The following is a 25,285-nucleotide window of genomic DNA, read 5'->3' as shown; positions in this document are numbered from 1 at the left end:
ATGGTCTGATTATCAGTAAAATGTGACAAATAGTAGAAGCTTATTTTAGTATCTGTCACATTTTTAATATGCACATTTTATCAATTTCCACTGAAGTAGTGATCGGGTAGAATACGTTAATATAAAACAGTTGGTCGTCGGTTCGTTTCTATGAGAAAAATTGCATTTGTTGTCCAGCGTTATGGAATAGAAGTAAATGGTGGAGCGGAGTATTTTTGCCGCATATTGGCTGAAAAACTGGCCGATACCTACAAAGTAGATGTGCTAACCAGTTGTGCATTGGAATACGTCACCTGGGCAAACTGGTATCCGGCTGAATCAACGTCGATAAATGGAGTACAGGTGCACCGCTTCTCTACTCAGTACGAACGGCAGGTGAAGGAATCTTCCCGAGTTGAGCATAAGCTCAAGAAATGGTCTCGACCGGAGGAATGGCAGGGGTTGGGTTTTCTGAAAATGTGGGCTCGTGCGCTGGTTGGCAAGACCGTACGACGCTATGGCCGGTTGTGGGCCAGGTATCAGGGGCCATATACGCCTGAGCTGATCACGTACCTGAAGCGCAACCATCAGCAGTATGACGCGCTGTTTTTCATTACATACCTTTATTATCCAACAACTGCCGGGCTGAACGTTGCTCCGCATAAGTCTATTTTTATCCCGACGGCACACGACGAATTGCCAATCTATCTGCCCCTGTTCGACCCGGTATTTCAAAAACCACGCGCTATTTTATTCCTTACACCGGCCGAACAAAGCTTCGTTCATCAGAAGTTTAAGAACGATGCGATTTATAATGATGTCATAGGGGTAGGAATCGAACCAGCCAGTGCCGGATCGGGAGAAGCCATGACTACTATACCGGACAGCAATACCACATATGTGCTCTACATTGGGCGGATTGATGTGGCTAAAGGATGTGACATGTTGTTCGATCTGTTCTTCCGCTACAAGGAAGCGAATCCTTCGACCTTAAAGCTGGTGCTGGTTGGGCAGGCATTTATGCCCATACCCGAACACCCTGACCTGCTGTCGGCAGGTTTTGTGGACGAACCCACGAAAGCGGCTTTATTGGCGGGCGCAAAAGCGCTGATCATGCCATCGCCTTACGAAAGTCTGTCAATGGTGACTCTGGAAAGCTTCGCTGCCGGCATTCCTGTTATTGCCAATGCCGACTGTGCTGTACTTCGCGACCACATCATTGGGAGTCGGGCTGGGTTTTTATATCGCAACTATGCCGATTTTGAAGAGTCTATTAATCAGGTGCTAACACAGGATATATCAGAAATGGCCAGCAATGCCCGTGCTTATATTCAACAATATTATACCTGGCCAACCGTGCTGGCAAAGATCGACAAAGCCGTGGCTTATGTATCGGAACAGAAGTAAATGAGTTACTGAAGCACTTCGTGCATGGTGTTTAACCGACGGTAAATACTGTCTTTATTGCTGAGGAGGTCGAAATGGTTGCCCCGTTCGATGATTTCACCCCCTTCCATAATCAAGATTTCATCGGCTTCTTTTATGGTACTCAGTCGGTGGGCAATCACCAGGGTTGTCCGGCCTTCCATCAGATTGTCGAGCGCATCCTGTACTGATTTTTCCGATTCGATGTCCAGAGCTGATGTGGCCTCATCCAGAATAAGAATCGAGGGTTTTTTAAATACCGCACGGGCTATACTGAGCCGTTGTCGCTGGCCGCCACTCAGGCGAATGCCCCGGTCGCCGATGTTGGTTTGGTAGCCATCCTCTGTTTCCATAATAAAAGCATGGGCATTCGCTATTTTAGCGGCTTCAATAACATCCTCCATTCGGGCATCCGGTTTACCCAGGGCAATATTATTAAAGATCGTATCATTGAATAGGATGATTTCCTGGGTTACGAAGCTCATCTGCTGGCGTAACGATTCCATAGTAAACTCCCGAACGTCAACCCCGTCGATACTAACGCTGCCCTTTGTGGCTTCATAAAACCGGGGAATCAGATCCGCGATGGTTGATTTGCCAACGCCAGATGGGCCTACCAGCGCTATTTTTTTGCCTTTAGCCAACCGAAAATTAATGTTTTTCAGCACGGGCTTGTCGGCGTACTGGAAGCTTACATTGTTGAAAACAATATCCCGATGAAATCCGTCGAGAAATCGGGCATTCGGCTTGTCCTGGATTTCTACAGGCTTATCAAGGAGTTCAATGATGCGTTCGCCCGCAGCCTGCCCCTGTTGAATGTTGGTCAGTGCCACAACAATGGCTTTGGCCGGACGGATGACCTGCGAGAAAATGGCGATGAAGGCGATAAATGAGCTGGCCTGTAAATTACTCTGGCTATTCAGAACCAGACTGCCTCCATATACCAGAATACAGGCCACAACGAATACGCCGGACGCTTCGGAAAAAGCAGGCGCTAACTCCCGGCGCTTAAAGCCCTCCAGACTGGCCTTTCGGTAAAAGTCGTTTTCTTCACTGAATCGATCTATAACAAAAGGTGTGGCATTGAACGACCGAATTATCCGCATTCCCAGCAGCGTTTCATCCATAAGGGTGAGCATTCGCCCCATGGATGCCTGAACATCTTTAGCTTCTTTTTTGAGTTTTTTGGTAACAGCGGCTATACCCACAGCCGAAATAGGGATGATAACCAGCGTAAAGAGCATCAACTTGGCCGAAATCAGGAACAGAGCCACGAAATAGCCAATCAGCATATACGGTTCTTTGAAAACGACTTCGATGGAACTGGCGGCAACACTCTCAATGGCATAGACATCACCATTGAGACGGGACAGCAAATCGCCTTTATGTTCTTTTGTAAAATAACCCAGGTGTAAGTGATTGATTTTCTCGAACAGTGTCTCCCGAAGCCGTTTGACCAAAAGCGTTCGGGCATTGAGCAGGCAACGCTGCGCCAGAAACCGGAATAGATTGGTCAGCACAACGGCGACCACGATCATGGCCGCCAGAAAATAAAGCGCATGAATAGGGTTCGTGGTCTTGAAATAATAAATCAGGTGGTAAAAGGAATCCTTGAAGTAGTTGGGCGACAGCCGAAAAGCTGGCATCATTTCATACTTGACCGCATCGGCTGTATTGATTGGGTCAAACAGAAAGTTGAGCAGAGGAATGATCAACGCAAACTGGAATACGTTGAAGAACACACTGATGAGTGTAAAAATAAAAAAGGGAATGATAAATTTTCCATAAGGCCTGGCATACACCATCAGCCGCTTATAAATCTTCATTGGTTGGCGTTCATGTATATAAAAGGAAACTTCGGTCTGAAGCAACGACTAACTTAATGATCGATAGACGTCAATGTATTTCCGGGCCGAATCCTCCCAATTAAACTGTGCACTATACGCTTTCATAGCTTCTTTTAGCTGATTGCCAGCCTTATTGTACTGGTACATACCCGCCGTAAAAGCCTCCTGCATGTTATCGAGATCGTGAAAATAGAAGGCCATATCCTTACCGATCTCAGGTAGGGCTGTGCGCTTCGATAAAAAAACGGGCTTGCCGATAGACATCGCTTCGGTTACAGGTAAGCCAAAACCTTCGGCCAGTGAGGGCATTACCACCGCCTGACAATTATGATAATACCAGGATTTTTCACCTTCTGTAATCTCATTTACCAAGTGCATCCGGTCTTCTACATTTAATTCGGAGGCTTGCTGCCGGAGAAAACGGGCATACTCCTTATCCTCGTGCCGGCCTGCTAAAACAAGTTCCAGTTTCGGATTATACTGAAGTAACGGCAGTATCTGGTGCTGGTTTTTTTTAGGAGCAATCACCCCAATATTAAACAAAAAAGGAGTAACCGGCCGGTATGATTTTTCCTCCAATGCAGGCTGCGGTAATCCATTGGTGCCGTTGTAGATGACATGAACCGGTTTGCCATCCGTATTACAATGGGTCAACACATCATTCTGGGTAAACTCAGAAATGCAGACGATGGCATCACACCGATCGATATTCCGTTGCAGATGCGCCAGGCATCGCTCTTTTTTCTGATCGGACTTATCCTCATGCAGGAAATTCAGATCATGAATCGTAAGCAGAACTTTAATTTTTTTATTCCGCACTGGTAAATAGTGTGAGTTCTGGTAGGTGCTATGCCACACATCGAATCCGTTTAACGATGGCATGAAGAATTTCTGGAGCGAATGCTGATTGATGCACGTTAACGAAGCGTCGAAAGTCGATACGGCCTGTTTTGGAATAAATAACGAGAGCTGTTCCTGACTTATGTTTTGCTGGATTGCTTTTCCCAGATTGAGGCAGTAATAATACAGCCCCGTGTTAACGTACTTCATACGCTCACAATCGAACACAATACGGATCATAACGTTCTAGTTTAATAAAGTTGGATAATTGAAATAGAAGTCCTGAAACACACCATCCATAAAAAAAGGCACTTCTATTACAACGGTTCACCGTTTACAGGAACCCTTGTTGGATACTAGGATACTTTATGAAGAGTAAGGGTTGGAGTGATCGATAACTTCTATATAAACAATACTGACTACTTGGGATTAATGTTGCACAAAATCACATAATGCGATTTTAAGGTCCCGAATTCAATCCATGCATAACACTATGCCCCGTATTATTCTTGATTGTGACCTGATGAAGTTTCCTCACTCGGGCTTATACCACTATTGCCAGAACCTGACACAACACATCAATTCGTTGCTTACGGAAGAAAATCAGGCATTGATGCAGATGTATCTACCACCCAGGAAGAAACTAAGGCTTATTGAAGAACCGCATCACCTGATTGAACGCAAATGGCATAAATTCATACAGCCTTTTCTGAAGGATTGTCAGCTGTGGCATGCTCCTTTCCAGTCCGGCCGGATAGTGCCCAACAAACGGAAATTTCCCCATGTGAAGGTTGTGTTGACAATCCATGATTTAAACTTCCTGCACGAGGGGAAACCCGCAAACTACCAGGAAAAAAGCCTCGTCCGCACTCAGACATTAATTGATCAGAGTGATGCCATCATTTGTATTTCTGAGTTTACCCGGAACGATGTGTTGACTCACTGTACCACGAATGGCAAACCGATTCATGTCATCTACAACGGTCTTAATCCCCTGCCGCAGATGGATGATGATGTATCTATCTACAAACCCGGTCGAGAATTTCTGTTGGGGTTAGGCTACCTGAATCGGAAGAAAAATTACCACGTCCTGCTACCGTTACTGCAATCCAATACAGATCTGGAACTGATTATTCTGGGCCATCATGATGACCCGGATTATGTAGTTTCAATGAGAAATTACGCACAGAAGCTAGGCGTCGATGATCGATTAAAGCTGCCAGGAACGGTTTCTGAAGCCGAAAAGATCTGGCATTTACGCCATTGTAAAGCGTTTTTACATCCTTCTTTGGCTGAGGGCTTCGGTTTGCCGGTAATAGAAGCCATGCAATTTGGTAAGCCCGTATTCCTGTCCAGGCTTACTTCATTACCGGAAATAGGTGGAGATTCAGCTTTTTATTTTCCAGACTTTAGTGCGGTTACCGTTCAGGAAGTCTACAGGCAGGGTATGAAAGCCTATGAAACATCATCGATGGCCGCGTCGATTATAGAAAATACGAAACGATTTAATTGGGAAAAGAGCGCCAGACAGTATCTAGCCGTTTACCAGTCACTTATGTCCTGAAATTGGGCTAAACTGTCTCATGAGTTAATAGGTTCATAGCCGAGAATATACGGCAGATTGAGCAGTTGAATGCGATCTGTTTCGCAGATATTGGTATGGGGGCCAGGTTGAAGAACCTGACCCCTGCGATTTCTCAAAAGAAGCAGGGTTTGCCTTAGTGGGTAATGAAAATCGCTGATCGCTGATTCTTTACGTTAAAATTTCCGCACGATATAAGCCCCGGTAATGACCAGCACAACGCCTACCAGCCGTTGCCAGCTAATGGCATGAATGGGCGTGTTGAATAGCCCAAGCTGATCGACTATCATTGCTGCCAATACCTGGCCAAGCAAAACCATGATGGTCACATTCCCAATTCCTAATCTGGGGGCACAAATCACAACCAGTAACGTATATGTTCCGCCTAATATACCACCCAGATAACTCCATTTTGGCGCATTACTGAACTGTTGAAGAGTCGGAAACTCTTGCCGCATAATGAATGTATAGGCCGCCAGTCCAATTACTGCTACCATAAAAACGGTCAGTGCTGAATAATAGGGACTTTGGAGGCTTTTGCCCAACTGAGTGTTTATCGCACTTTGAAACGGAATGACTACGCCGGCAACTATGGCTAATAGTAAATAAAGGAATGAGTTGATCATGGGTAGAAAGAGGAATGGTTGGGGAAGTATATTCGTCAAAGAAGGTGAATATAGCATTTTAAGCGAATCATTTTGCCAGGTTTGAATTAACTGTAAAAATCATCGAATTTGTTAATCGTATACTTCTGATTTTCAGTGCTCTTGTCTGATATTTTTCGTGTTTTTTGGCACAGAATGAGACTTATAATGTCTGGATTTCTAACGCCAATCCTGATAATCCGGGGCACAAAAAAGGAGCCTGATAAAATTGATCAGGCTCCTTTTTTGTCTCGACTTGATCGGTTTTGCTTACAGCCGCTTTATATATTCGTTATCGGCAATTTTTTCGATCAAAACTTCGGCCAGGCTTAAAGCATGTTCTTTACGAACTTCAGCCTTGTCTTTTGTTTCGACAGTTACATTAATGATGTGATTCACATACAGAACGTGCATTTCGCCGGTTGTTGGATTCCATACTGCTTTGTCACCTACACCTGGAACCGCTTCGAATGAGCCTTTGCTAACAACTGGCTCAGTATGAGGGGCCGTAGCAGAGGTGATCCCTGGCGAAGGGTGCGATTGATGAGCCTCGTGTTCGGGGGCTGTGGTGGCTGTTGTCGATGTGGTTTCTGAAGCGGTACCCTCTGTTTCAGGCGCTTCTTCTTTAGGCTCTGCTTCGGCTACGGGTGCAACTGGTTTGCTGGGCTTGTTTTGATACTTTTTATCGAAATCGTAGCTGGCGAAATCGATTGACGAATACGGTTTTGTACCGTTGAACGAGACAATCACTTTATTGCCTGCCCATTCAAACGCGGAACCGTCGTGCTCGTGGACCTCTTCCAGCTCGGTGCTTTCTGGTAAATTAAACGTATGGCGTACATACTCTTCTCCCAAAAGATGACCGGGATTATCGTAAATGGCGTTGCTGGTGAGCGTTAGAACGCCAGAGACACTCTTGGCCAGAATTGATGTGGCATCCGCATTGCTAGCGGGATCAGACGAATCAGATGGGCTACTGCAAGCTAAACACAGTACAGGAAAGGCCAGTATCAGCGATTTGATTTTCATGAGTTATTTGAGAAAAGCCAAAATTAGCGTTTTCTTAAATACCATGTTATCCTTCCAACTGTTTTTGGCTTATCTCATAACTTAATAAACTCCACGCGTCGGTTATTCGCTTTACCTTCTGCGGTGGTATTGGGTCCGGCGGGCTGCGATTCGCCTTTGCCATCAGTTTCCAGGCGTTCATTGCCAATACCGAACATGCTGGCGAGGGCCGATTTTACCGCTTCTGCCCGACGCTTTGACAGAGTCAGGTTGCTGGCATCGTCGCCGTCGGCATCCGTATGACCAATAATTCGGACGCGGACGTCGGCATTTTCGATCAATACATTGGCGATATCTTTCATGGCTCCATACGATTCAGGTTTGATTTTGTCTGAATTTGTATCGAACAGGATACCGTGGGTCACGAACTTTCCTTCAGTGATGAGTTTATTGCGGGTATCGGGCGCACCGACAGCCAGCCGTAGGTTGCTGATATAATAGCGATCGTTTTCGGTATGCATATCGGCCGTAGAAAATACGACTGTATTGTAGGGCACACTAGGTTGAAAGGCGCGGGGAATATCCCAGATTTTCTCTTCATTCACATAAACCCGGAGCCGTTGTTTTTGCCGCCAGAATGAAACGCTTACCAGATTACGCCCTTCTGCGGCATTGAATTGGCGCATGGTGGCTTCATTGTGTAAAAGCCGTTCACCCCCAATAAAGTTTTCAAATAACGTTATACCACCCGTGCTTCCTGCATTTCTGGGGTGTAAGGCAACCCGAACCCCGTCTTTCCCCTGCGTATGGCGACCCCAGGTAATAAAATCTTTCGCCTGTTTTTCCAGCGCTACCAGGTTGACAAACAACTCGCTCGAGTAAAAATTAAACTCCGGATTCGTGGCCAGATCGAACTGAAGGGTGGCGTTTTCGGGCAGATTTGTAATGTATTCGGGGAAATATTCTCCCTTTTTTGATAACATCAGCCAGTGGCCTGTTTTGCCATCAATTGTAACGACTTCACCGGAGCCGCTTGAGTTCCATTTGGCAGGGAAATCACCGATGGCGTCCTGCATAAAATCTTCAACAGCAATAACTTTATCGCCTGGCACAAAATCAAACTTGCTGTATGATTTTAAGGTTGCTGGCTCCTTCGTTACTGTTCCGGGAGCATTGGCGTTGGTTGCCGACGGGTTGCTGCTGCCTGCCTGACTGGAGGGCGCATTCTCCGCTTTGCTATTATCTGGATTCGTGTTCGCTGATTCAGTTGCAGGGGCATTTTCGGGGGTAGTTTTGGTCTGCTTGGATTTATCTTTTTTCTTGAAGATACCCATTACACCTTCTTCTACTTTGTCGAGCCCTTTATTGATTCCCTGATCGATTTTACTATTCGCCCGATATTCGACGTTTCGCTCAACCACGCGACCAGGATCATTGACGCGTACCTGTGCAAAGGAAAATGGAGCTGTAAATAAGCCTGTTATGATGAGAAAGCAGAGGGTTTTCATAAGCGGGATGATCAACGTGTAAGCTGAACAAAGATGTCTATTTTCAGGACATCTGTCGGAGTTCACTGAGTGAACGGTAACGAATGAGTGAGTGAACGGCATTCATTCCGTAGTTTTGTGATCGAATTAACGCACCAATGTCCGCTATCGAAACCATTCCGCTTGCTCTTGGCCGTAAGGTCTATTTTGCTTCCGATTTTCATCTGGGTACACCTACGCCCGAACAGAGCCGCACGCGCGAACGTGCTATTGTGGCCTGGCTCGATGCCATTCGCCCGGATGCCGAGATAATATTTCTGGTTGGCGATGTGTTCGATTTCTGGTTTGAATACAAGCGTAGTATTCCGAAAGGCTTTATTCGCTTACAGGGGAAGCTGGCCGAGCTAACCGATTCGGGCACACGCATCGTATTATTTACCGGCAACCACGACATGTGGATGGATGATTATTTCACGCAGGAAATGGGCATTCCCGTTTACCGTGACCCAAGGGCTTATCTACTTGGCAACAAGCGTTTCTATATTGGTCACGGCGATGGCCTTGGCCCCGGCGACTATACCTACAAAAAACTGAAGCAAGTTTTTGAAAGCAAACTGGCCATGCGCCTGTTTCGATACTTACATCCCGATCTGGGTATCGGAATGGCTCATGCGTGGTCGCGCCGGAGCCGGATCAGTAATCAGGAGAAAGGAGAGGAGCATTTTCTGGGTGAAGACCGCGAATGGCTTATGCAGTATTGCCGAGAGGTTGAAGCCCGCGATCATCACGATTTCTATATTTTTGGCCACCGCCATTTACCACTCGATCTGGCCGTATCACCCACGAGCCGTTACATGAATCTGGGTGAGTGGGTCTCTGCCAAAACGTATGCCGTTTTTGACGGGACAGAATTAACTCTGAAGAAGTGGGAATCGTCAATAATAGATAAAGAATGAATCATGTAGACTCATTCTTTATTCATTTCCAATAATGTCTTCGCAGCGGTAATAGTGGAATGTTTTATCGTCGGACATGACCACAAATAACCCGTGCGGAAACTGTTTGCCAAGAGCGACATTCGTTACATCGGAACCGTCGCTGACCTGGGCTGCAACTTTGACGATCTTAACGAGTTTGTGATCGTTTGGATTCGATGATTCACCTTCGCGTTTGAAGATATGAAATTGATTGGCCCCCTGGTCGGATACGAGAATGAAACCCGTTTTGGGGCCTGTTTTGTAGATAGATATACCTTCGTGATCTTCCGCAAAACCTGTTCTGGCGAACAGGGCTAATTCCTGATTTCCTTTTGCTGGATCGGCATAGTATTTCCTAACGCCAACACCCTCATCAGAATAGTATACGAAGCCAAGTTCATTGTCCACCGCGATGGATTCAATTTCCTTTTTGCCGCTATACGCCCCAAATTTTCTGACCAGTGTAGTCTGAATCTGGCCAGTACCATCGTCTTCAAGCCGGTATTGGCCAATGTATGATCCATCGGTTGGTCCCGTTTTACGTCCAACCATTGCATAGAGAATTCCTGCCGGAGTTTTGTAAAGTGCAATACCCATCAGGTCACGGAAACCGCTGCTGGTATCACCAACGAACATCTCAAGACCGCCTTTATCGACGGACTTCATATCGGGTAGCGAGAAAATGCGAAGCTTGTGGGTGAAACGTTCGGTTGTAACGGCAATGTCGGTAGGTTTGCCACCGAGCATAAGCCCATAGGCAACATCAACATTATCAGGCCGTTTGAGGTCATGAACTTCACGAACAATTTTGCCTTTTAAATCAAACACATACAGGCCACCATCCTGATCTTTATCCGTGCCGATAACCAGACTTTTTGTTGGATCGGCCGGGTTGATCCAGATAGCTGGATCGTCTGTATCGTGTCGTACCGTATCGGTAATATAAATGGGTTGGATAACTGCCGACTGAGCTCCTTCCGGTGTTGTTGTCTGAGCCGAAGGGTGCTGGCAGGCAGCTACTAGAAATAAACCGGTCAGTATGAAATAAAGCGGGAAGTGCAAGCGATGTATGGGGTAATCTGGCTTGTTCATCGGTAAGCGAATGAAAATTGGGTTTTGCCGTGTGGACCTCCGCCCACACGGCAGGTAAATTAATTTGTACCGAAAGCACCGATGGTTGTTGACGGAGCGGGCGATTTGTAAACTGTCCCGTTCGCAAACGAAATACCATCAGCATAAAGCCGGGTAAAACTTATAGTTCCTTTGCCAATAGCTGGCGATCCTGCTTGCAGACGGAAATCCCACGCGGTGTTGAAAATTGCGTTTTTTGGATCGGTAGTAAGCGGGTAATTCACAAACTTGGGATCATTGTCGCCAACAGTTTTGCTGATGATGTCGTTGGTTCCGGCCAGAATTTCCGTTGAAGGCTGGAAGCCTGTAACGCCGTCCTGGGTAGCTCCGTAATAAAGATTGTTGCTTACTTTGGTGCGATTGTCTTCCGGATTTTTAGGATCGCGTTTCACGCCAAACCGATCATTGGCCAGGAGGTTGTTGTAAAGTTCAGCACGAACAGCCACTTCTACCCAGATAGAGCCTCCTTTGATGGTTGGCCGACGCCAGCCCGCGTTTAGAAGCGTGTTGTTATAAGCAACTATATAAGCCTGTGGCGTGCGGTCGCCGGTGTTCGAGAGTTTCAACGCATTGGTGTTTGGGCTATACACCAGATTGAACGCTACGTCGGCCTGTACACCCGATTTCATGTTGATGGCATCGCCACCCGATACGCCCTGCGTATAAATCTTATTGTTGGCAACGATAACCTTACCCCCCTCGATGTAGAAACCGTCTTCATTCTGGTTGTTCAACCGACTGTTAACGATCACCAGCTTACCATTTACATTCGAGTAGTTAACGGCAGGTACGTGATTGCCAGCTTCAGCCTTGTATAAGCCAGCTTTTACGGAAGGAGAACTCTCCGTAGTTACCGCTCCACCATATTCCAGAATGGCGTTATCGATCAGCATTTCGGCACAGGTTGGTGCAGCAATAATACCACCCCACAGGTTGCCCCACTGATTGGCCGTTGTTTTCCAGGCGTCGGGCACGGTGAATTTTACCGGATTCGCCGAAGTACCCATTACATACAGATTGCCCCGAACAATAACTTCGGGTTTTACCGTCGAATCGCTGAAAATTACGTTTACACCTTCTTCAATAACCAGTGATTGACTGGCAGGAATCTGCAAGTGGCCGGTGATTTTGTAGGTGTTTCCTTTCGTCCAGGTGCCCGACACATCGCCCGATACCGCTTCTTTGACAACGGGTGTTGGGTTTACGTTTGGATTGCTGTTGTCGTCGCTCTTTGAGCAGCCTACCAGCACCGCAGCCGACAGGGCGGCTAGAATAATTAATTGTTTCATTGTAATTTATTGGTTATGAATTGTGTAGCACCAACTCTCCAGAGGTGGCGAAAACAGGTAGCACTTAGCCGATTCTGGAGAATCGACAATTGACTATAATTTGTACCGGATACCCAGAAAATAAGAGCGTTGAAAGAAGTCGCGCCGGATAAGTGTTTTGCCCGAAATATCCTGGTCGGGTACGTCTGAGTTTTTGCTGCTGGCGTTTTTTATGAAAATTTCAGTAGGTGTATTCAGCAGGTTATTCGCCTTGGCAAACAGCAGGAAGCCATTGCCTAACCGCTTTTCGGCCGATGCATCCATCTGAATAAAGCCCTTCTGATACAGATCGTTATCGACAAATTGTGAGACGGTATTGATTCGGCCACCAATATAGCTGGCTGCCAACTGGCCATCCCAGCCATGTTCGGAATCTTTGTAGAGCAGCGAGAAGTTCGCTACGTGCGCTGACTGCCCGTATAAGGAGCGTGTCTGATTAACGGTGATGGTTTGTAAATCACCCTGAGCATTGCGAATGCGCTTCGACTTGGGCGTGGTAATGCTGGAGTTGGTGTAGGTGTAATTGGCTTTTACCCCCCAGTGCTGAAAATATTTAATAGCATCAAGCTCCAGCCCGAAGTTGGTCGCGTTACCGAAGTTGCCCGGACCGTAATATAAATCCTGCCCACGAATCGCATCTTTCTGAAGCGTATATTCGATCGGGTCCTGAATGTGTTTGTAGAATACTCCAATCATGAACTGTTCGAGCGGTCGCGGGAAAAATTCATACCGCAGGTCGACATTATCGGCCAGTGCCCGTTTTAAATTCGGATTGCCACGTTCCTGATATTCTTCGTTCACGATGCGATACGGTACAATCTCGAAAAAACCGGGGCGATTCAATGACCGGAAATACGACAGCCGCCAGTTTGTGCGCTCCGTTGGGTGATAGCGAAAATGCAGACTGGGCAGTACATCCGTATAAATCTGGCTTCCGGTTGGATTCTCTTCGCCAATCGGGAACTTCATGGCATAGCCCTGATCGGTGTGTTCGACGCGAACGCCCCCAATTACTTCAAGTGGCTGATCGGTGGTCCGGAATTGCAGATAGCCCGATGAGGTTTTTTCCGTTGCGTCGTAGTTGAGCGCCGAAGCAACCGAACCCAGTGGATTTTGTATCGTCCAGACAATCTGGCTATAGTCTGTAAAATCGACCCCATACTGCGCAAATGGATTGGCAGGGCGAAGGGTATAATTGTTGTAAAAATTTGTGCGCTGTTTGTCGCGGTATAAACCGCCCGCCATCCAGTCAACGGCTATGCCAGCGAGTGTGGTTTTAAGCGTCAGGTTCAGATAACCAGCCAGATCTGTGTCAGAATTGTGTTCCCACCGGCGCTGGCCATCCTGAACAGTTGTCCGCTGTTCGACAAAATTTTTGCGAGTGCCCAGCAACGGCACATACGTTTGATCGGGAACCGTATTATTGGCCAGCGAATACACCGCCGACCAGTTTACGGCCAGATTCGAGGTCAGTTGATGCGTGCCCTGAAGGGTGCTGTTGTAAATCTTTTGTTTCGTCAGCCGGGAGCGGGTTTCATAACCTAATGTCGCATTCCCCAGCACCGGATCGAAACCGCCAATCCCCAGTTCTGTTGATTTTGTTTCGCGAATCTGCTGATTGGTGAGACTGATCAGGGCATTAAACCACTGGATTTTATTATTCTCATTGATTCGGTAGTCCATTTTGGCATGGAGCCCGTAGCGCGTTTGACGTTCCGAATACTGCCGATCACTTAGTTTCGTGAGCGTTATGCCACGCAGTGTATCGACCACATCGCCATTGAAAAACAGGCTATTGCTACCCCGAAATGTATTCTGTAAGCTTCCGGCGAGCATTACCCCAAATCGCTGATTAAAGAAGCGGTTACCGACGGCAAAGCTGCCGAGCAGGTTAGGGGGCGGGTTATGACTGGTATAAGTAGTAGACGCTTTATTGAAATCGGAAAATTTAGCGCTGTACTGGTTGCCAAATTGCTCATAAGGCGATTTGACATTGATGTTTTTCGTATCGAAGCTGGTGAATGGGCGGTCGAAAAATAGTTCGCTATAGCCGGTTGAGAGATTTGTCAGCAAGGTCGGGCGGTCGGGCGCATCTTTCATGACCATGTTGATCGCACCACCTACTGCGTCGCCTTCCATACTGGGCGTAAGCGCTTTATACACTTCTAGACGATCCAGTAATTCAGATGGAAAAATGTCGAGCGGCACATAGCGATACCGGTTGTCGGGACTTGGGATCTTTACGCCGTTGACAAGGGTATAGTTATAACGTTTGTCCATCCCGCGCAGGATGGCATACTGACCATCACCGTTGCTATTTCGCTCAATCGAAATTCCGGATACGCGCTGAATGACGTTTGCTACCGTCAAATCGGGAGATAGTTCAATCGTTCGACCGGACACGATGTTGGTCACTTGCAGGGCATTCCGTTCGAGGTCGCGGGCTGTTCGCTCACTGGAACCATCGCGTTTCCCTTTCACAGTGACTTCGGCAATCTGGCGGTCATTTTCGGTCTCTAACGGCAGATCTAAGGTGATAATCTGGTCTGCACCTGTGATACTAATGTCGAGTGTTTTCGTGCGATACGAAACGTAGCTGACCCGGATTTTATAGGTTCCGGCGGGAACATTCTTAATCGAGTAGGAACCGTCTAATCCCGAGATGCTGTACAGTTTCGTATTTTCCAGGAGCAGTGTTGCACCAATAACGGGCTGACCGGTGACCGCGTCCGTGGCTCGTCCTTTGATGACACCCGCCGAGACCCGCAGGCAACATAAGACAAAAAGTATGTTCAATAGTAGTAGCTTCATGCAGTGTAGAGCCTAGTGTCGGATAGAGGGCGCGATCAACTCCCGGCTCAAAAAGGAGGTTATTTCGATTGGCCGGACAAAGGTGTATGAAGTCGGAGGAATAGGACAAATTTCAGCCGTGAACAAAAAGGCAACAAGGCAATCCTGAGCGTAAACAGGTAGGCAACAACGTTAACAGGATAGGGTTAATGTGTTGTATATCAATGCTATTTGGCGTAGTAAAACAGCCATTATGTTATTGTTATGAAACTGTTTCCTGAATGTGAAGGATTGGGGAAAAGGAGATGCAGGATTGTGAAATGTTTCAGTTTTGAGAAACTGACACCACGGCTGAAACCGACATAACAGGAGAAGACGTAACCGTAGAAACTGACGCAAAGAGTGGTATTGGGGGAGTCAAAGGAGGTGCGGAAGAATCGCGGGAAAATCGTTGAATAAACGCGGAGAGCGATTCGCCTTCCAGTAAGCCAAGCTTTTTGCGTAGTCGGTAACGGGCCACGCGCAGGCTATCGGTCGATATACCCAGTAATGTAGCCACATCGGCCGAACTGATATTCATTTTTAACAGCGCAATCAGGCGCATATCCGTTGAGGTCAAATCAGGGAATTGCTGTGTTAGATCACGGAAGAAATGAGGGTGCACCTGCTCGAAAATAGCTCTGAAATCAGCCCAGTATTTATCCTGACTGAAATTCAGCGTTATTTTCTGAACCAGTTGCTTGAGCAGTTTTTTCTTATCCCGTTTATCATCTTTCAGCACTTTTGTCAGGTCATCTTTTAATTCCTCCAGCACCTGATTTTTCTGGATGATCTGTAAGGTATGGGTGGTTAACTCTTTACTTTTTAATTCCAGCTGGCTTTTCAGGTTTTCTTCTTCCAGTTGTTTATTCTTCAGGGCAACCTGCATAAGCTCGTTTTGTGTTCTGAAAATCTCCTGATTCTGCTGATTTAGGGCTTGCTCATTGCAAATTTTCAGCCGCTGCCGACTGATTATTACGGCGGCCAGAATACCAATCAGCAACAGGACAATGACTGTGGCAGTAATCGCAATAAAATCAACCCGCTTCCGAGCATTTAACTGACTAATTTCACTGTCTTTCCGTTCAACGTCGTAGAGCGTTTGGAGCAAGGCAATCTGGCGGTTGTTTTCAACGGCATAAATCTCATCAACCAGATCGCGGCTTCGTTCCAGATAAGTATACGCGCTATCTGGCTGGTTCATTAACCGGAAGGTTTTGGCAATGTCCCGATAGGCACTACTCAATTGGTAGCGTTCCTTTTTTTGCTGAGCCAACTGCATGGCCTCACGTGATCGTTCAAGGCCGCGCTGGTAGCGGCCAGTCTTCCGGAAAATATCGCCGAGGTTATTAATAATCTCGATCTGACCAATTTCATCATGAGTCTGTTGACTGAGCGACAGCGCATTTTGGTAATAATATTGAGCCGAGTCATACTGCTCTCTATCCTCGAAAATGCTCCCCAGATTTTCGTAAATTGTCGAAAGTCCAGCCCGATCGTTTGTTCGTCCGGCGTTAGAGAGAGCTAATTTTTGATAGCGATAAGCCTGATTTAGATCCAGTCGTTTTTCGTAAAAATGACCAATGTTGGCATAAGTGCGGGCCAATCCCTGGGCATTTCGACTCTGGCTATAGTACGTTAGCGCTTCGGTAAACTGGTTTAGCGCCAGGTCACTTTGTTCATTATAGTAGTAAACCTTTCCAAGTTCATTTCGGTTGCGGGCCAGCCGATTGCTATCGTTTACGCTACGAAAGATTTTTTGCGCCTGAAGCAGGTAGTCAATCGCCTGGGCATAGCTTCCCTGATGATAAAATAGAAGGCCGATCTGTTGCAGACAATCACCTTCCGTACGTCTGTCATTCTGAGTCACCGCCTGATTCAGCAAAACCCTGATGAATCGGTAGGCCGAATCAGGGTATTGGCGGGATAGCTGTTCGGCAACCGTCAGGCTTTGTGCGTTGACGGAGAGCTGCCAGCCCGCAAAAACAAACATCAGGAATAGATGCATCAGGTAACTACGCCGATAATAAGCGGGCGTATTCACTGAGGCACAGGCGTATGTGAGGAGAGAGGACGACATCCGATATGGATTAATCTAACCCATAAAGGTAAGACGATCGAAGCCTGACTGGTGTGAAGTTTTTATTAACACTTACCTTGAGACCAATACGGATCTACATCGTATAAAAAAACGCCCGACCTGTAGCAGGCCGAGCGTTTAATTCAGGTTATACATTGTTTAATTCTGTTGCAGCAGATCCTTTCGGGATACGTTTTCGCGGGGAGCTTTATTCAACTCACTGCGCCATTCCTTATTTTTAAGGTCTCCTCGTTTAACGGATCGAATGAAGTTAGCCCAGGCAAAAGGGTTCGTGAACGAGAAGGTCGGTGTCTGACTTCGGCCAATGACCGATTCTCGCCCAAAGAACTGTTGATTGACAAAGTTCTGGTGATTGGCCAACGCACCCATGGGCATAGTAGCTGCCTGCCGCATAATCGCTTCGGGACTGGTATTTTTTGCCAGATTTTCCCGCTCTTTTTCGTCGGGAAGCTTCAGATTAACGAATGCCTCCTTAAACAATTCCTCGGTAGCGTAGGGGTATACTTTCACCTCCGCCAGTGTTTTAACATCTTCCTGAAGGGCAACAACCGCCGAATAGGTTAGATCGGTAAGTCGCGTAGGAATAATATGATATTGGACTTTAAAGCCGACATAACTAAAAATAATACTATCGCCAGGAAATACGGGCAAGGCAAAATAACCGTTCGGGGCAGACAACACGCCACGTCCGGCTTTCGGAATGTAGATATAAGCTCCGGGGAGCGGCTCATTGTTTTTGCCGCCAGTCAGGAAACCGGTAAACGTTACCTGCCGATCCTGCCCCTGCGCGAATGTAGTTGTGAAAAGGCCCGACATCAGGAGCAGGCTTAATCCTAGAAGTATATGTTTTAGCGATTGCCTCATGCTTTAAAGAAACGCTGGATTATGGCTGGCTAACGAAGAGTTTCTTCACAAACCAGTTGCTGGTCGCCAACATCCAGAGTCGTTTTAACGTAAACTATACAAAATAACGAATGATTTATTAATTGCCGGTATTCAGGCAAATAATTTAAGAAAAGTTAAGCCTTAAACTACTTGTTTGTTCTGGTTTCAGCCAGAGAAAATAAACCATTCTGCTGTTTTTGACCGAATTTATGTAAAGGTAAGCGTATTGCTTTAGAGATAGTCTCCTTACACTCTATTTTAACTTGTAGAGTTGCAAACGTCGGCTAAGGACTGTGTGCTTGTGCATTGCCGAAGTTCATTACGCTAGATCAGCTCGTGGGTTTGCTTGACAATATCCATAACAAAACTGCTTTTCGTTTGCCCGATGCCTTTGATCTCATTAAGGTGATTGACCATAAAATAATGATAACTCTCCATGCTGCTGGCAACAATCTTGAGCATGAAATCAAACTCGCCCGAAATGTTGTAACATTCAATGACCTGATCGAATTGTTGAATGGCGGAAATGAAGGCACCGGCCGTTTGCCGGTCGTGGTCTTTCAGCGTAATATGGCAGAGCACCATAATGCCTTTATTGACTTGCCGGTGATCGAGCAGGGCTGCGTATTGTTTGATGACGCCGTGCTTCTCCAGTCGTTTGATCCGTTCATGGGTGGGCGTAGGGCTCAGGTGAATCTGAGTAGCGATATCCCGAACCGTGAGCTTGGCATTTGCCTGAAGCAATCGTAAGATCTCGATATCCTTGTGATCGAGTGGGAGGGGAGTGCTTGCGTGTTGTTCTGTTGAGCCATCCATTTGTTCATGAAGTTAATTAGTTGTTCTAAAAATTACCAATAATTCGTTTAGTTGTTCTAAAATTATTATACTATTTTCTGAACCTATGCTACCGTTTTAGTTTTGTGCAGGACAAATACTATAAACGTGACTATTTCTCGCAATACACTTATTCTGCTGATTGCCTGTACCGGCGTCTTTGTCGAAGCGCTGGACATTGCTATTCTCAATCTATCTATCCCACTCATACAGAAGCAGTTTAGTGTGAGTACGGGCACAGTTCAATGGCTACAGACCCTTTATGTACTTTTATATGGGAGTTTCCTGATCATTGGCGGTAAACTCTCTGACGTATCGGGCCGAAAGCGGGTGTTTTTAGCGGGCATTGCGCTATTCTTCCTGGCATCAATTGGGGCCGGATTCTCGGACTCTTTTAGTCAATTAGCCGGCTTTCGCGCCTTACAGGGACTTGCAGCCGCGCTGGTCATGCCTTCGGCGCTATCCTTGATTACCAATACCTTCACTGAGCTTACGGCCCGTAGTAAGGCAATCGCTTTATTCAGTTCGTTTGCTGCCATTGGTTCCGGAAGTGGTTTGTCACTAGGGGGAATTATTGCTACTTACGCAGGCTGGCAGTGGGTCTTCTTTATCAACGTACCAGTGCTTTTGCTCATTGGCGGGTTGGCGCTTCGCTATATTCCGGCCGATCCGATTTATCGAACCCGCCAAATACCTGATCTGCTGTCGGGTGCCCTGCTGGCATTTACGCTATTGCTGATTACGTATGTAGTCCACACAATCGGTCAGTCGGCATCGCCATTATGGCATCAATTGGTGTTGATCGGGCTGGTCGTGTTAAGTATCAGGTGGTTACAGTTTCGGACTATCCGGCAAACGGACCCGCTCATTGATATATCCTTACTTCGGGCACCAACCACGCTTACCGGTCTTGGTGTGACGCTTTTACTGGGTGCTTTTTTTACGGGCTTCCTATTCGTGCAATCCATTACGCTACAGCAATACATGGGCTTTAGTGCGGCTCGGGCGGGCATTTTATTATTTCCCTTTAGCCTTCTCTCGGCTGTGGTAGGCAAATTGCTGATTCCTGCTTTGCTCCGCCGGATGCCGGTACTCCAGATGGGTATATTGGGGATGGGCATGATGGCAATTGGTGCAGTAGCACTGATCGGATCGTTACAGCTAGGCTACCCACTATGGCTCCTGTTGATTTCCGTTGCCTGTATCTCGGGCTTCGGCATGGCCATATGCTTCACCAGCCTGACATTGCTAGTCATTGCAGATATAGCGGTTGAGCATCAGGGACTAGCCTCAAGCGTTGGAACAACGGCCTACTTTCTGGGCGGTGGCCTGGGGTTGTCGATTTTAAGCCTGTTGATGCCTTCCGAAACAAACGTGACTAATGGCTTGATCTGGCCAGCGGTAGGATTACTGGTCTATGCAATTGTAGGCGTAGTATGGTTAGGCAGGCATGCCTATGTAAAACGCAGACGGGCATCTACACAGGATAAACACCTGCTCAGAACAATCGATGAGGTTTTATAGCTAGAGGTAAATGCTGTAAATCAGGCAAATAATTTGAGGAACGTGATAATAAACGGAGCCGCCAGCAAAAGTCCATCGAAGCGGTCGAGGAAGCCGCCGTGGCCCGGAATGCTACTCCCCGAATCTTTGATGGCAATACTCCGCTTAAATAAGGATTCGACGAGATCGCCGTACGTTCCCGTTACAACGATAATGCCGCCGACGCAGTACCATTGCCAGGGTCGTAACTCATCGGCATAGATAGCCAGGCCGAGGGCAATTAAGGCTGCGGCAGCCGCACCGCCCAGAGCGCCTTCCCATGATTTCTTGGGCGATACCCGTTCGAACAGCTTTCGACGGCCAAAATGAGTACCGGCAAAGTAAGCTCCAATGTCGCTGGCCCACAGTAATAACAGGCATCCGGTAATAATCATGGGGTGAAAACTACCTCCACGCAAAGCCAGTATAATGAGCAGGGCAAAAGGCATGGCTACGTAGATGATACCCAGAAACGTGAAGCCGATGTTCGTAAACGGTTTCATGTCACGCTTTTTGTACAGCTTGATCAGGAAAATCATGGACGAGGCCGGGCAGATCAGAAAGTAGTTGCCGGTGCCAATCTGGTCGGTTTCAATGAAATAGGCCAATATACAGACCATACACCCAACCACCGTTCCATAAGCCGTTAACGGTTCAAAACCGTCGAGCCCTAACAGGCGGTAAAACTCCCGTTGCGTGAGTGCACTGATAACACAGAAGAGTAGCGCGAACGTCCAGTCGGCATACCAAATCATGAAAATAATAAAAGGAACCCCTAATACAGCGGCAATAACCCGCTGTTGAAGGTTCGACATTTTAGCTAAACGTTGCTTCATTCTCCAGAATTACTTTGGCCAGAACCGCGTCCTTGGCCAATACGTGGACTTCACTTTTTCCTCCTCCGATTGACGGATAACTACTGCTTTGTTTGTTGACCACAACCGCCGGAATATCGTGCTCACTCAACAACGCTTTTGCCAGTTCGGCCCGGTGGGGCAGGGGCGTAGTATAAATAGACTCCCAGTTTTCTGTCATTGTTTAGATTATTAGGTAGCTGGCTAGGGAGAAACACATAATTAGCCCGTCGCCCTATCGCTATTAGCCTGTCTGAAGTAAAATAATAATCCAACGGTAACAACACCTGAAATCAGCGCGCCCAACAGCGGCACTGATTCATTACTTTCAATATCCATCGATACGAGTTTTCGCTGGTACAGGAATACCATCAGGACCGTAAATCCGTTATTGACAAAGTGAGCCAGAATCGGAACCCACAAATTCCCTGACCAGACGTAGAGGTAGCCAAATAAAGCCCCCAATAGCATACGAGGGAAAAAGCCCAGAAACTGTACGTGAATAGCACTGAACAATGCAGCCGCCACCCAAACGCCAAGGTGAACATTGCCGGTCCAGTGGATTAAATTCCGTTGTAGAATACCCCGAAAAAGGGTCTCTTCACCAATGGCCGGAATAATAGCAATAACCAGAAATGCCACCAGCAATTGCGGGATAGTTTTAAACGTAGTCAGGTACTTTGTAACGCCCTCGAGTTCTTTTTCTTTATCGCGAATCCACTGTTCCAGCGGAGACAACGTTTGAGGAAGGTGTATGCCCTGGTTCCATTCAATAATGAGGCTGTCGAAAGGCATGAAGGCAACGACAATCAGCGCGATAAAACTCAGCCCAGCCACTGCCGAAATTGGCCGGGGGTTAAACTGATCCCAGGTTCGGCGCTCTATAGAATACCAGTATAAAAGTGACGGTAATAGAAAGGTACCGAGGTGGTTAACGGCCTGCAACACCATCAGTTCATACCAACCGTTGGGTGCGGCAACCGGATTAGCCGCCAGTTCGGTCAGGTAAGCCTGGGCTTCTGAAGGGCCCATCCCTTTGGTGAGCATTAACAGGCCGAACAATAACAGCGTACTGATAACCCCACCCATCAGCACAAAACCGACCAGCATAATCAATCCACCAAGTGTTGGTGGCCGCGATAAAGAGCGGTTCGACATATAGATTGGTTGCATAGTTCCGGTAAATTTATTCAATAGCAACCTATCTTCTGCTAGAAAGGCACTGACGAATTGGATAATAAAACATGGCGGATAAAATAGCCTGTCAGGCGTATAAGCCGCAAGTTACGACAAAAAACAAACCCTGATGGTACAACCCGTCTCGTGTTGATAATTCGTTTGAAAAAACGTTGGGCCGATCAGTTTTCCCGGTTGAATCGTGACAGCTATACTGCGCAGGGCAGTTGTCCGTGAAAACCTGTTCCGGGGTAGGCAAGAGACGCTTGATTTAGTAAATTGCCGATTGATTCAGAGATCTATCTACATGGGTTTTCTTCCTCTGATTAAATCGTACCTTATTCAGCCCTTTAGTCGCCCCACGGCCGAACGCCGGTACTACCTGTTGGGTATGCCCTTTTTTCTGCTCCTGGGAAATTATTACCTGATTGGGCTTCCCTATTTTCAGAATTTGTCGGTGTTTCTCATTGGTACCGTGTCGTCGGCCGGGTTTTACTGGCTCTTAATTGGCGCACTGAGACTCGTGGTGCGTACGGTAATAGGCCGGTACCCTCATGTACGTCAGGCTGCCTCCCGAACACTGACCTTGTTGCTGCTGGCTGCGGGCATAACAACGGGCATGTCGGTTTTCTACGTCTGGTTCTATAGCCTGATGCCTGTACTGAACGTCTCATTTTCCTGGGATACGGTACTGCCGATCTGGATCGTAAGCTACATTGTCGATGTTTTCCTGTGCACAGGAATCAGCGTCTATTATACCTATTCTCAGTGGGAGACCAATCAGATCGAAAATGATCGGTTGAAGCGGATGGCGCTGCAACACCAGTTCGATGCGTTGAAGGGAGACTTAAACCCCCATTTTCTATTTAATAGCCTGAATTCGCTGTCCGCGCTGATTGGCGAAGATACCACGAAGGCCGAGCGGTTTGTGGATGATCTGGCCAGAGTTTATCGGTATCTGCTACAGGCGGGCAAGCATGAACTGACCTCCTTACAGACCGAGCTGGATTATACCAGTGTATACGCCAATCTCTTAAAAACGCGCTATGGCGATAGTCTGACCATTACATTTCACGTAGCTGACGAGTATCGGCTGCGTAGTCTGCCGCCGTTAACCATTCAGACTCTGATCGATAATGCAATAAAACACAATGTCATGTCGGTTTCGAATCCGTTGATCATACGCATCAATACGCTCCTCGACGGACGTTTGGAGGTTAAAAACGTGCTTCAGCAGAAAATAAACAAAATTGAAACGACCCGCGCCGGTTTAGCCAACCTGACGGTTCGATACGACTTGCTGAGCGACGACAAATTAGTAATTCAACAGGAGAAAGAGTGGTTTATCGTAACTGTACCATTAATCGACCTTGGACACGTATAAATCATTGTTGCAGATAGCAGAGAAGAAGCGTTTTCTCAATTAGGCAGACCGTTTCAGCAGGCCAGCTGCTCAATTTAACAGCTAAACCAGAATGTGATCGGATAGCAAGCGAACGAATTAGTACTTGCAGCCAGTTGACGTTCATTGGCGCAACGGGAATCGTATTATGTTATCATCGTTTAGGGAAAATCTTCGTTTTTGGCTGGCAACAGGACCGCTGGTCAACTACAAACTTGATCGTTTTATACCGTTGTCAGTTTCTGACTCAGAAACCGTGTTGCCTAAACGTCCGGCGTTGCAATGGCATGTTTTGCTAATGCCTTTGTTTTTTATACCACTCCTGACGTATTGGATTATTGGCCCGGCCTACCTCGCTGATGCCAGAACGTTTCTGCTCGGAACGCTGCTGAACTTTAGCTTATCGGGTTGCTGTATTTTAACGCTAAATTTTCTGACCCAGGGAGTGATTCGCCGATACCCCGACCTGAATCAAATTTGGCTTCGGGTTTGGCGAATGTTACTTGTATTTGGAATCGTAACCCCAGCATACATTCTCGGTGGTATCTTTCTCTACGATCACTTTCATCTGTTTGGGTATCATCATGTTCCCAATCTGACCGTGAAGATTCTGTTTTATAATGCTTTAGTGAATATCGTATCAGTCGGTATCGACGAAACGGTTTATTCTCTGACAAAATGGCGGGAAAGTGCGCTGGAACAGGAGAAATTGAAGGAAGTGACTTTGCAAAGTCAATATGAAAGCCTGAAGCATCAGGTTAATCCGCATTTTTTATTCAATAGTCTGAACTCACTTTCCTCGTTGATTGCCGATGAGCCCGAGCAGGCTGATGAGTTCCTGTATGAAATGGCCAATGTGTATCGGTATCTGTTGCAAACGAATAAAGCAAGTATTCTGGATGGTGCCAGTGAGCTTACCACCCTTGAAACGGAACTGAAATTCATCGAGTCGTATTATCACTTGCTCAAAACCCGCTACAGGGCTGGTATTGACCTGAAAATGGCTGTATCACCTGAGTATCTGACGCATAGATTGCCGCCATTAACGTTACAAATGCTGGTTGAAAATGCGGTGAAACATAATATTGTTGCCGCCAGCAAGCCCTTGTTGCTGGAGATTACGACGATACAAATCGCCAACGATTTGAGTAGTAATAAACCAGTTCGCCAGACGATTCGACCAACGAAATCAATGAGTGGAGGAGTGCTGATTGTGCGGAATAATCTGCAACGGAAGAATAATCGTATGACGTCGAATCAAATCGGATTGACCAATATTGCTGCTAAATATCGGCTCCTGGGTCATACTGAACCCATAATTCAGGACGATGATGGCTATTTTACGATTACGTTATCGCTGTTTCCGCCAACTACTTCTCCGTAGACAGTCTGTTGAGAAGGAACCAAACCGGGT

The 25,285-nt window shown here is 46.9% G+C and carries 20 protein-coding genes; 6 read left to right on the top strand and 14 right to left on the bottom strand.

The window, feature by feature from the left end:
* Positions 1–150: 150 nt before the first annotated feature.
* Positions 151–1,386, top strand: a complete 1,236-nt coding sequence (locus G8759_RS23000) for a glycosyltransferase family 4 protein (protein WP_167213132.1) — start codon at positions 151–153, stop codon at positions 1,384–1,386.
* A gap of 5 nt (positions 1,387–1,391) precedes the next feature.
* Here the strand turns inward: G8759_RS23000 and G8759_RS22995 are convergent, their stop codons facing one another.
* The gene (locus G8759_RS22995; protein ID WP_167213127.1) at positions 1,392–3,230 is read right to left on the bottom strand and encodes an ABC transporter ATP-binding protein; all 1,839 of its coding nucleotides are present in this window, start codon (positions 3,228–3,230) and stop codon (positions 1,392–1,394) included.
* A gap of 48 nt (positions 3,231–3,278) precedes the next feature.
* On the bottom strand, positions 3,279–4,331 hold the full coding sequence (locus G8759_RS22990) for a glycosyltransferase family 4 protein (RefSeq protein ID WP_167213122.1): 1,053 nt from the start codon (positions 4,329–4,331) through the stop codon (positions 3,279–3,281).
* Between the two features lie 253 nt (positions 4,332–4,584).
* Here G8759_RS22990 and G8759_RS22985 point away from each other — a divergent pair, with 253 nt between their 5' ends.
* Complete coding sequence (locus G8759_RS22985) at positions 4,585–5,655, top strand: glycosyltransferase family 4 protein (RefSeq protein ID WP_167213117.1); 1,071 nt, start codon at positions 4,585–4,587, stop codon at positions 5,653–5,655.
* Between the two features lie 194 nt (positions 5,656–5,849).
* On the opposite strand, the gene G8759_RS22980 is transcribed toward G8759_RS22985, so the two are convergent.
* The 3 genes from G8759_RS22980 to G8759_RS22970 form a co-directional block, all read right to left on the bottom strand.
* On the bottom strand, positions 5,850–6,299 hold the full coding sequence (locus G8759_RS22980) for a DMT family transporter (RefSeq protein WP_167213114.1): 450 nt from the start codon (positions 6,297–6,299) through the stop codon (positions 5,850–5,852).
* 288 nt (positions 6,300–6,587) lie between these two features.
* Complete coding sequence (locus G8759_RS22975) at positions 6,588–7,346, bottom strand: hypothetical protein (protein ID WP_167213111.1); 759 nt, start codon at positions 7,344–7,346, stop codon at positions 6,588–6,590.
* 74 nt (positions 7,347–7,420) lie between these two features.
* A complete protein-coding gene (locus tag G8759_RS22970) occupies positions 7,421–8,833 on the bottom strand; it encodes an OmpA family protein (RefSeq protein WP_167213108.1) in 1,413 nt (470 codons plus the stop codon).
* Between the two features lie 137 nt (positions 8,834–8,970).
* Between G8759_RS22970 and G8759_RS22965 the strand changes: the two genes are divergently transcribed.
* Positions 8,971–9,768, top strand: a complete 798-nt coding sequence (locus tag G8759_RS22965; RefSeq protein ID WP_167213069.1) for a UDP-2,3-diacylglucosamine diphosphatase — start codon at positions 8,971–8,973, stop codon at positions 9,766–9,768.
* Positions 9,769–9,786: 18 nt separating this feature from the next.
* On the opposite strand, the gene G8759_RS22960 is transcribed toward G8759_RS22965, so the two are convergent.
* From G8759_RS22960 to G8759_RS22935, 6 genes are all read right to left on the bottom strand, one after another.
* The gene (locus tag G8759_RS22960; protein WP_167213064.1) at positions 9,787–10,881 is read right to left on the bottom strand and encodes a phytase; all 1,095 of its coding nucleotides are present in this window, start codon (positions 10,879–10,881) and stop codon (positions 9,787–9,789) included.
* Positions 10,882–10,940: 59 nt separating this feature from the next.
* Positions 10,941–12,209: a right-handed parallel beta-helix repeat-containing protein gene (locus G8759_RS22955; protein WP_167213060.1), complete on the bottom strand. Its 1,269-nt coding sequence runs from the start codon at positions 12,207–12,209 to the stop codon at positions 10,941–10,943.
* A 93-nt stretch (positions 12,210–12,302) separates the two neighbouring features.
* The gene (locus G8759_RS22950) at positions 12,303–15,059 is read right to left on the bottom strand and encodes a TonB-dependent receptor (RefSeq protein ID WP_167213056.1); all 2,757 of its coding nucleotides are present in this window, start codon (positions 15,057–15,059) and stop codon (positions 12,303–12,305) included.
* 304 nt (positions 15,060–15,363) lie between these two features.
* On the bottom strand, positions 15,364–17,157 hold the full coding sequence (locus G8759_RS22945; RefSeq protein WP_232073912.1) for a tetratricopeptide repeat protein: 1,794 nt from the start codon (positions 17,155–17,157) through the stop codon (positions 15,364–15,366).
* A gap of 159 nt (positions 17,158–17,316) precedes the next feature.
* Positions 17,317–18,042, bottom strand: coding sequence for a carboxypeptidase-like regulatory domain-containing protein (locus G8759_RS22940; protein WP_162388142.1), 726 nt, complete (start codon positions 18,040–18,042; stop codon positions 17,317–17,319).
* A gap of 345 nt (positions 18,043–18,387) precedes the next feature.
* Positions 18,388–18,879: an Lrp/AsnC family transcriptional regulator gene (locus G8759_RS22935; protein WP_167213051.1), complete on the bottom strand. Its 492-nt coding sequence runs from the start codon at positions 18,877–18,879 to the stop codon at positions 18,388–18,390.
* 126 nt (positions 18,880–19,005) lie between these two features.
* Here G8759_RS22935 and G8759_RS22930 point away from each other — a divergent pair, with 126 nt between their 5' ends.
* Positions 19,006–20,421, top strand: a complete 1,416-nt coding sequence (locus G8759_RS22930) for an MFS transporter (protein WP_167213047.1) — start codon at positions 19,006–19,008, stop codon at positions 20,419–20,421.
* Between the two features lie 20 nt (positions 20,422–20,441).
* Here G8759_RS22930 and G8759_RS22925 read toward each other — a convergent pair whose 3' ends face one another.
* The 3 genes from G8759_RS22925 to G8759_RS22915 are packed head-to-tail and all read right to left on the bottom strand — an operon-like array spanning position 20,442 to position 22,403.
* Positions 20,442–21,275 carry a phosphatidate cytidylyltransferase gene (locus tag G8759_RS22925; protein ID WP_167213043.1) on the bottom strand — a complete coding sequence of 278 codons (834 nt, stop codon included), beginning with the start codon at positions 21,273–21,275 and terminating at the stop codon, positions 20,442–20,444.
* Positions 21,256–21,474, bottom strand: a complete 219-nt coding sequence (locus G8759_RS22920; RefSeq protein ID WP_162388146.1) for a putative signal transducing protein — start codon at positions 21,472–21,474, stop codon at positions 21,256–21,258. Before G8759_RS22920 ends, G8759_RS22925 begins: the two co-directional genes overlap by 20 nt.
* 41 nt (positions 21,475–21,515) lie before the next feature.
* On the bottom strand, positions 21,516–22,403 hold the full coding sequence (locus G8759_RS22915) for a CPBP family intramembrane glutamic endopeptidase (RefSeq protein ID WP_167219195.1): 888 nt from the start codon (positions 22,401–22,403) through the stop codon (positions 21,516–21,518).
* 373 nt (positions 22,404–22,776) lie between these two features.
* On the opposite strand from G8759_RS22915, the gene G8759_RS22910 reads away from it, so the two are divergent.
* Positions 22,777–23,853 carry a sensor histidine kinase gene (locus G8759_RS22910; protein ID WP_167213039.1) on the top strand — a complete coding sequence of 359 codons (1,077 nt, stop codon included), beginning with the start codon at positions 22,777–22,779 and terminating at the stop codon, positions 23,851–23,853.
* A gap of 166 nt (positions 23,854–24,019) precedes the next feature.
* Positions 24,020–25,255 (top strand): sensor histidine kinase, encoded by a 1,236-nt coding sequence (locus tag G8759_RS22905; RefSeq protein WP_167213034.1) that lies wholly within the window; start codon positions 24,020–24,022, stop codon positions 25,253–25,255.
* The last annotated feature ends 30 nt before the right edge of the window (positions 25,256–25,285 follow it).

The organism is Spirosoma aureum (assembly GCF_011604685.1).
GTDB classification, from domain to species: domain Bacteria; phylum Bacteroidota; class Bacteroidia; order Cytophagales; family Spirosomataceae; genus Spirosoma; species Spirosoma aureum.
Note: the sequence above shows the minus strand (reverse complement) of the source record. Positions and strands in the feature narration are given on the sequence as shown.

What these genes read in the sequence shown, in the direction of transcription:
- G8759_RS23000 (WP_167213132.1), top strand. Translation starts at nt 151, where the DNA reads ATGAGAAAAATTGCATTTGTTGTCCAGCGTTATGGAATAGAAGTAAAT.
- G8759_RS22995 (WP_167213127.1), bottom strand. Translation starts at nt 3,230, where the DNA reads ATGAAGATTTATAAGCGGCTGATGGTGTATGCCAGGCCTTATGGAAAA.
- G8759_RS22990 (WP_167213122.1), bottom strand. Translation starts at nt 4,331, where the DNA reads ATGATCCGTATTGTGTTCGATTGTGAGCGTATGAAGTACGTTAACACG.
- G8759_RS22985 (WP_167213117.1), top strand. Translation starts at nt 4,585, where the DNA reads ATGCCCCGTATTATTCTTGATTGTGACCTGATGAAGTTTCCTCACTCG.
- G8759_RS22980 (WP_167213114.1), bottom strand. Translation starts at nt 6,299, where the DNA reads ATGATCAACTCATTCCTTTATTTACTATTAGCCATAGTTGCCGGCGTA.
- G8759_RS22975 (WP_167213111.1), bottom strand. Translation starts at nt 7,346, where the DNA reads ATGAAAATCAAATCGCTGATACTGGCCTTTCCTGTACTGTGTTTAGCT.
- G8759_RS22970 (WP_167213108.1), bottom strand. Translation starts at nt 8,833, where the DNA reads ATGAAAACCCTCTGCTTTCTCATCATAACAGGCTTATTTACAGCTCCA.
- G8759_RS22965 (WP_167213069.1), top strand. Translation starts at nt 8,971, where the DNA reads ATGTCCGCTATCGAAACCATTCCGCTTGCTCTTGGCCGTAAGGTCTAT.
- G8759_RS22960 (WP_167213064.1), bottom strand. Translation starts at nt 10,881, where the DNA reads ATGAACAAGCCAGATTACCCCATACATCGCTTGCACTTCCCGCTTTAT.
- G8759_RS22955 (WP_167213060.1), bottom strand. Translation starts at nt 12,209, where the DNA reads ATGAAACAATTAATTATTCTAGCCGCCCTGTCGGCTGCGGTGCTGGTA.
- G8759_RS22950 (WP_167213056.1), bottom strand. Translation starts at nt 15,059, where the DNA reads ATGAAGCTACTACTATTGAACATACTTTTTGTCTTATGTTGCCTGCGG.
- G8759_RS22945 (WP_232073912.1), bottom strand. Translation starts at nt 17,157, where the DNA reads ATGTCGTCCTCTCTCCTCACATACGCCTGTGCCTCAGTGAATACGCCC.
- G8759_RS22940 (WP_162388142.1), bottom strand. Translation starts at nt 18,042, where the DNA reads ATGAGGCAATCGCTAAAACATATACTTCTAGGATTAAGCCTGCTCCTG.
- G8759_RS22935 (WP_167213051.1), bottom strand. Translation starts at nt 18,879, where the DNA reads ATGGATGGCTCAACAGAACAACACGCAAGCACTCCCCTCCCACTCGAT.
- G8759_RS22925 (WP_167213043.1), bottom strand. Translation starts at nt 21,275, where the DNA reads ATGAAGCAACGTTTAGCTAAAATGTCGAACCTTCAACAGCGGGTTATT.
- G8759_RS22920 (WP_162388146.1), bottom strand. Translation starts at nt 21,474, where the DNA reads ATGACAGAAAACTGGGAGTCTATTTATACTACGCCCCTGCCCCACCGG.
- G8759_RS22915 (WP_167219195.1), bottom strand. Translation starts at nt 22,403, where the DNA reads ATGCTGGTCGGTTTTGTGCTGATGGGTGGGGTTATCAGTACGCTGTTA.
- G8759_RS22910 (WP_167213039.1), top strand. Translation starts at nt 22,777, where the DNA reads ATGGGTTTTCTTCCTCTGATTAAATCGTACCTTATTCAGCCCTTTAGT.
- G8759_RS22905 (WP_167213034.1), top strand. Translation starts at nt 24,020, where the DNA reads ATGTTATCATCGTTTAGGGAAAATCTTCGTTTTTGGCTGGCAACAGGA.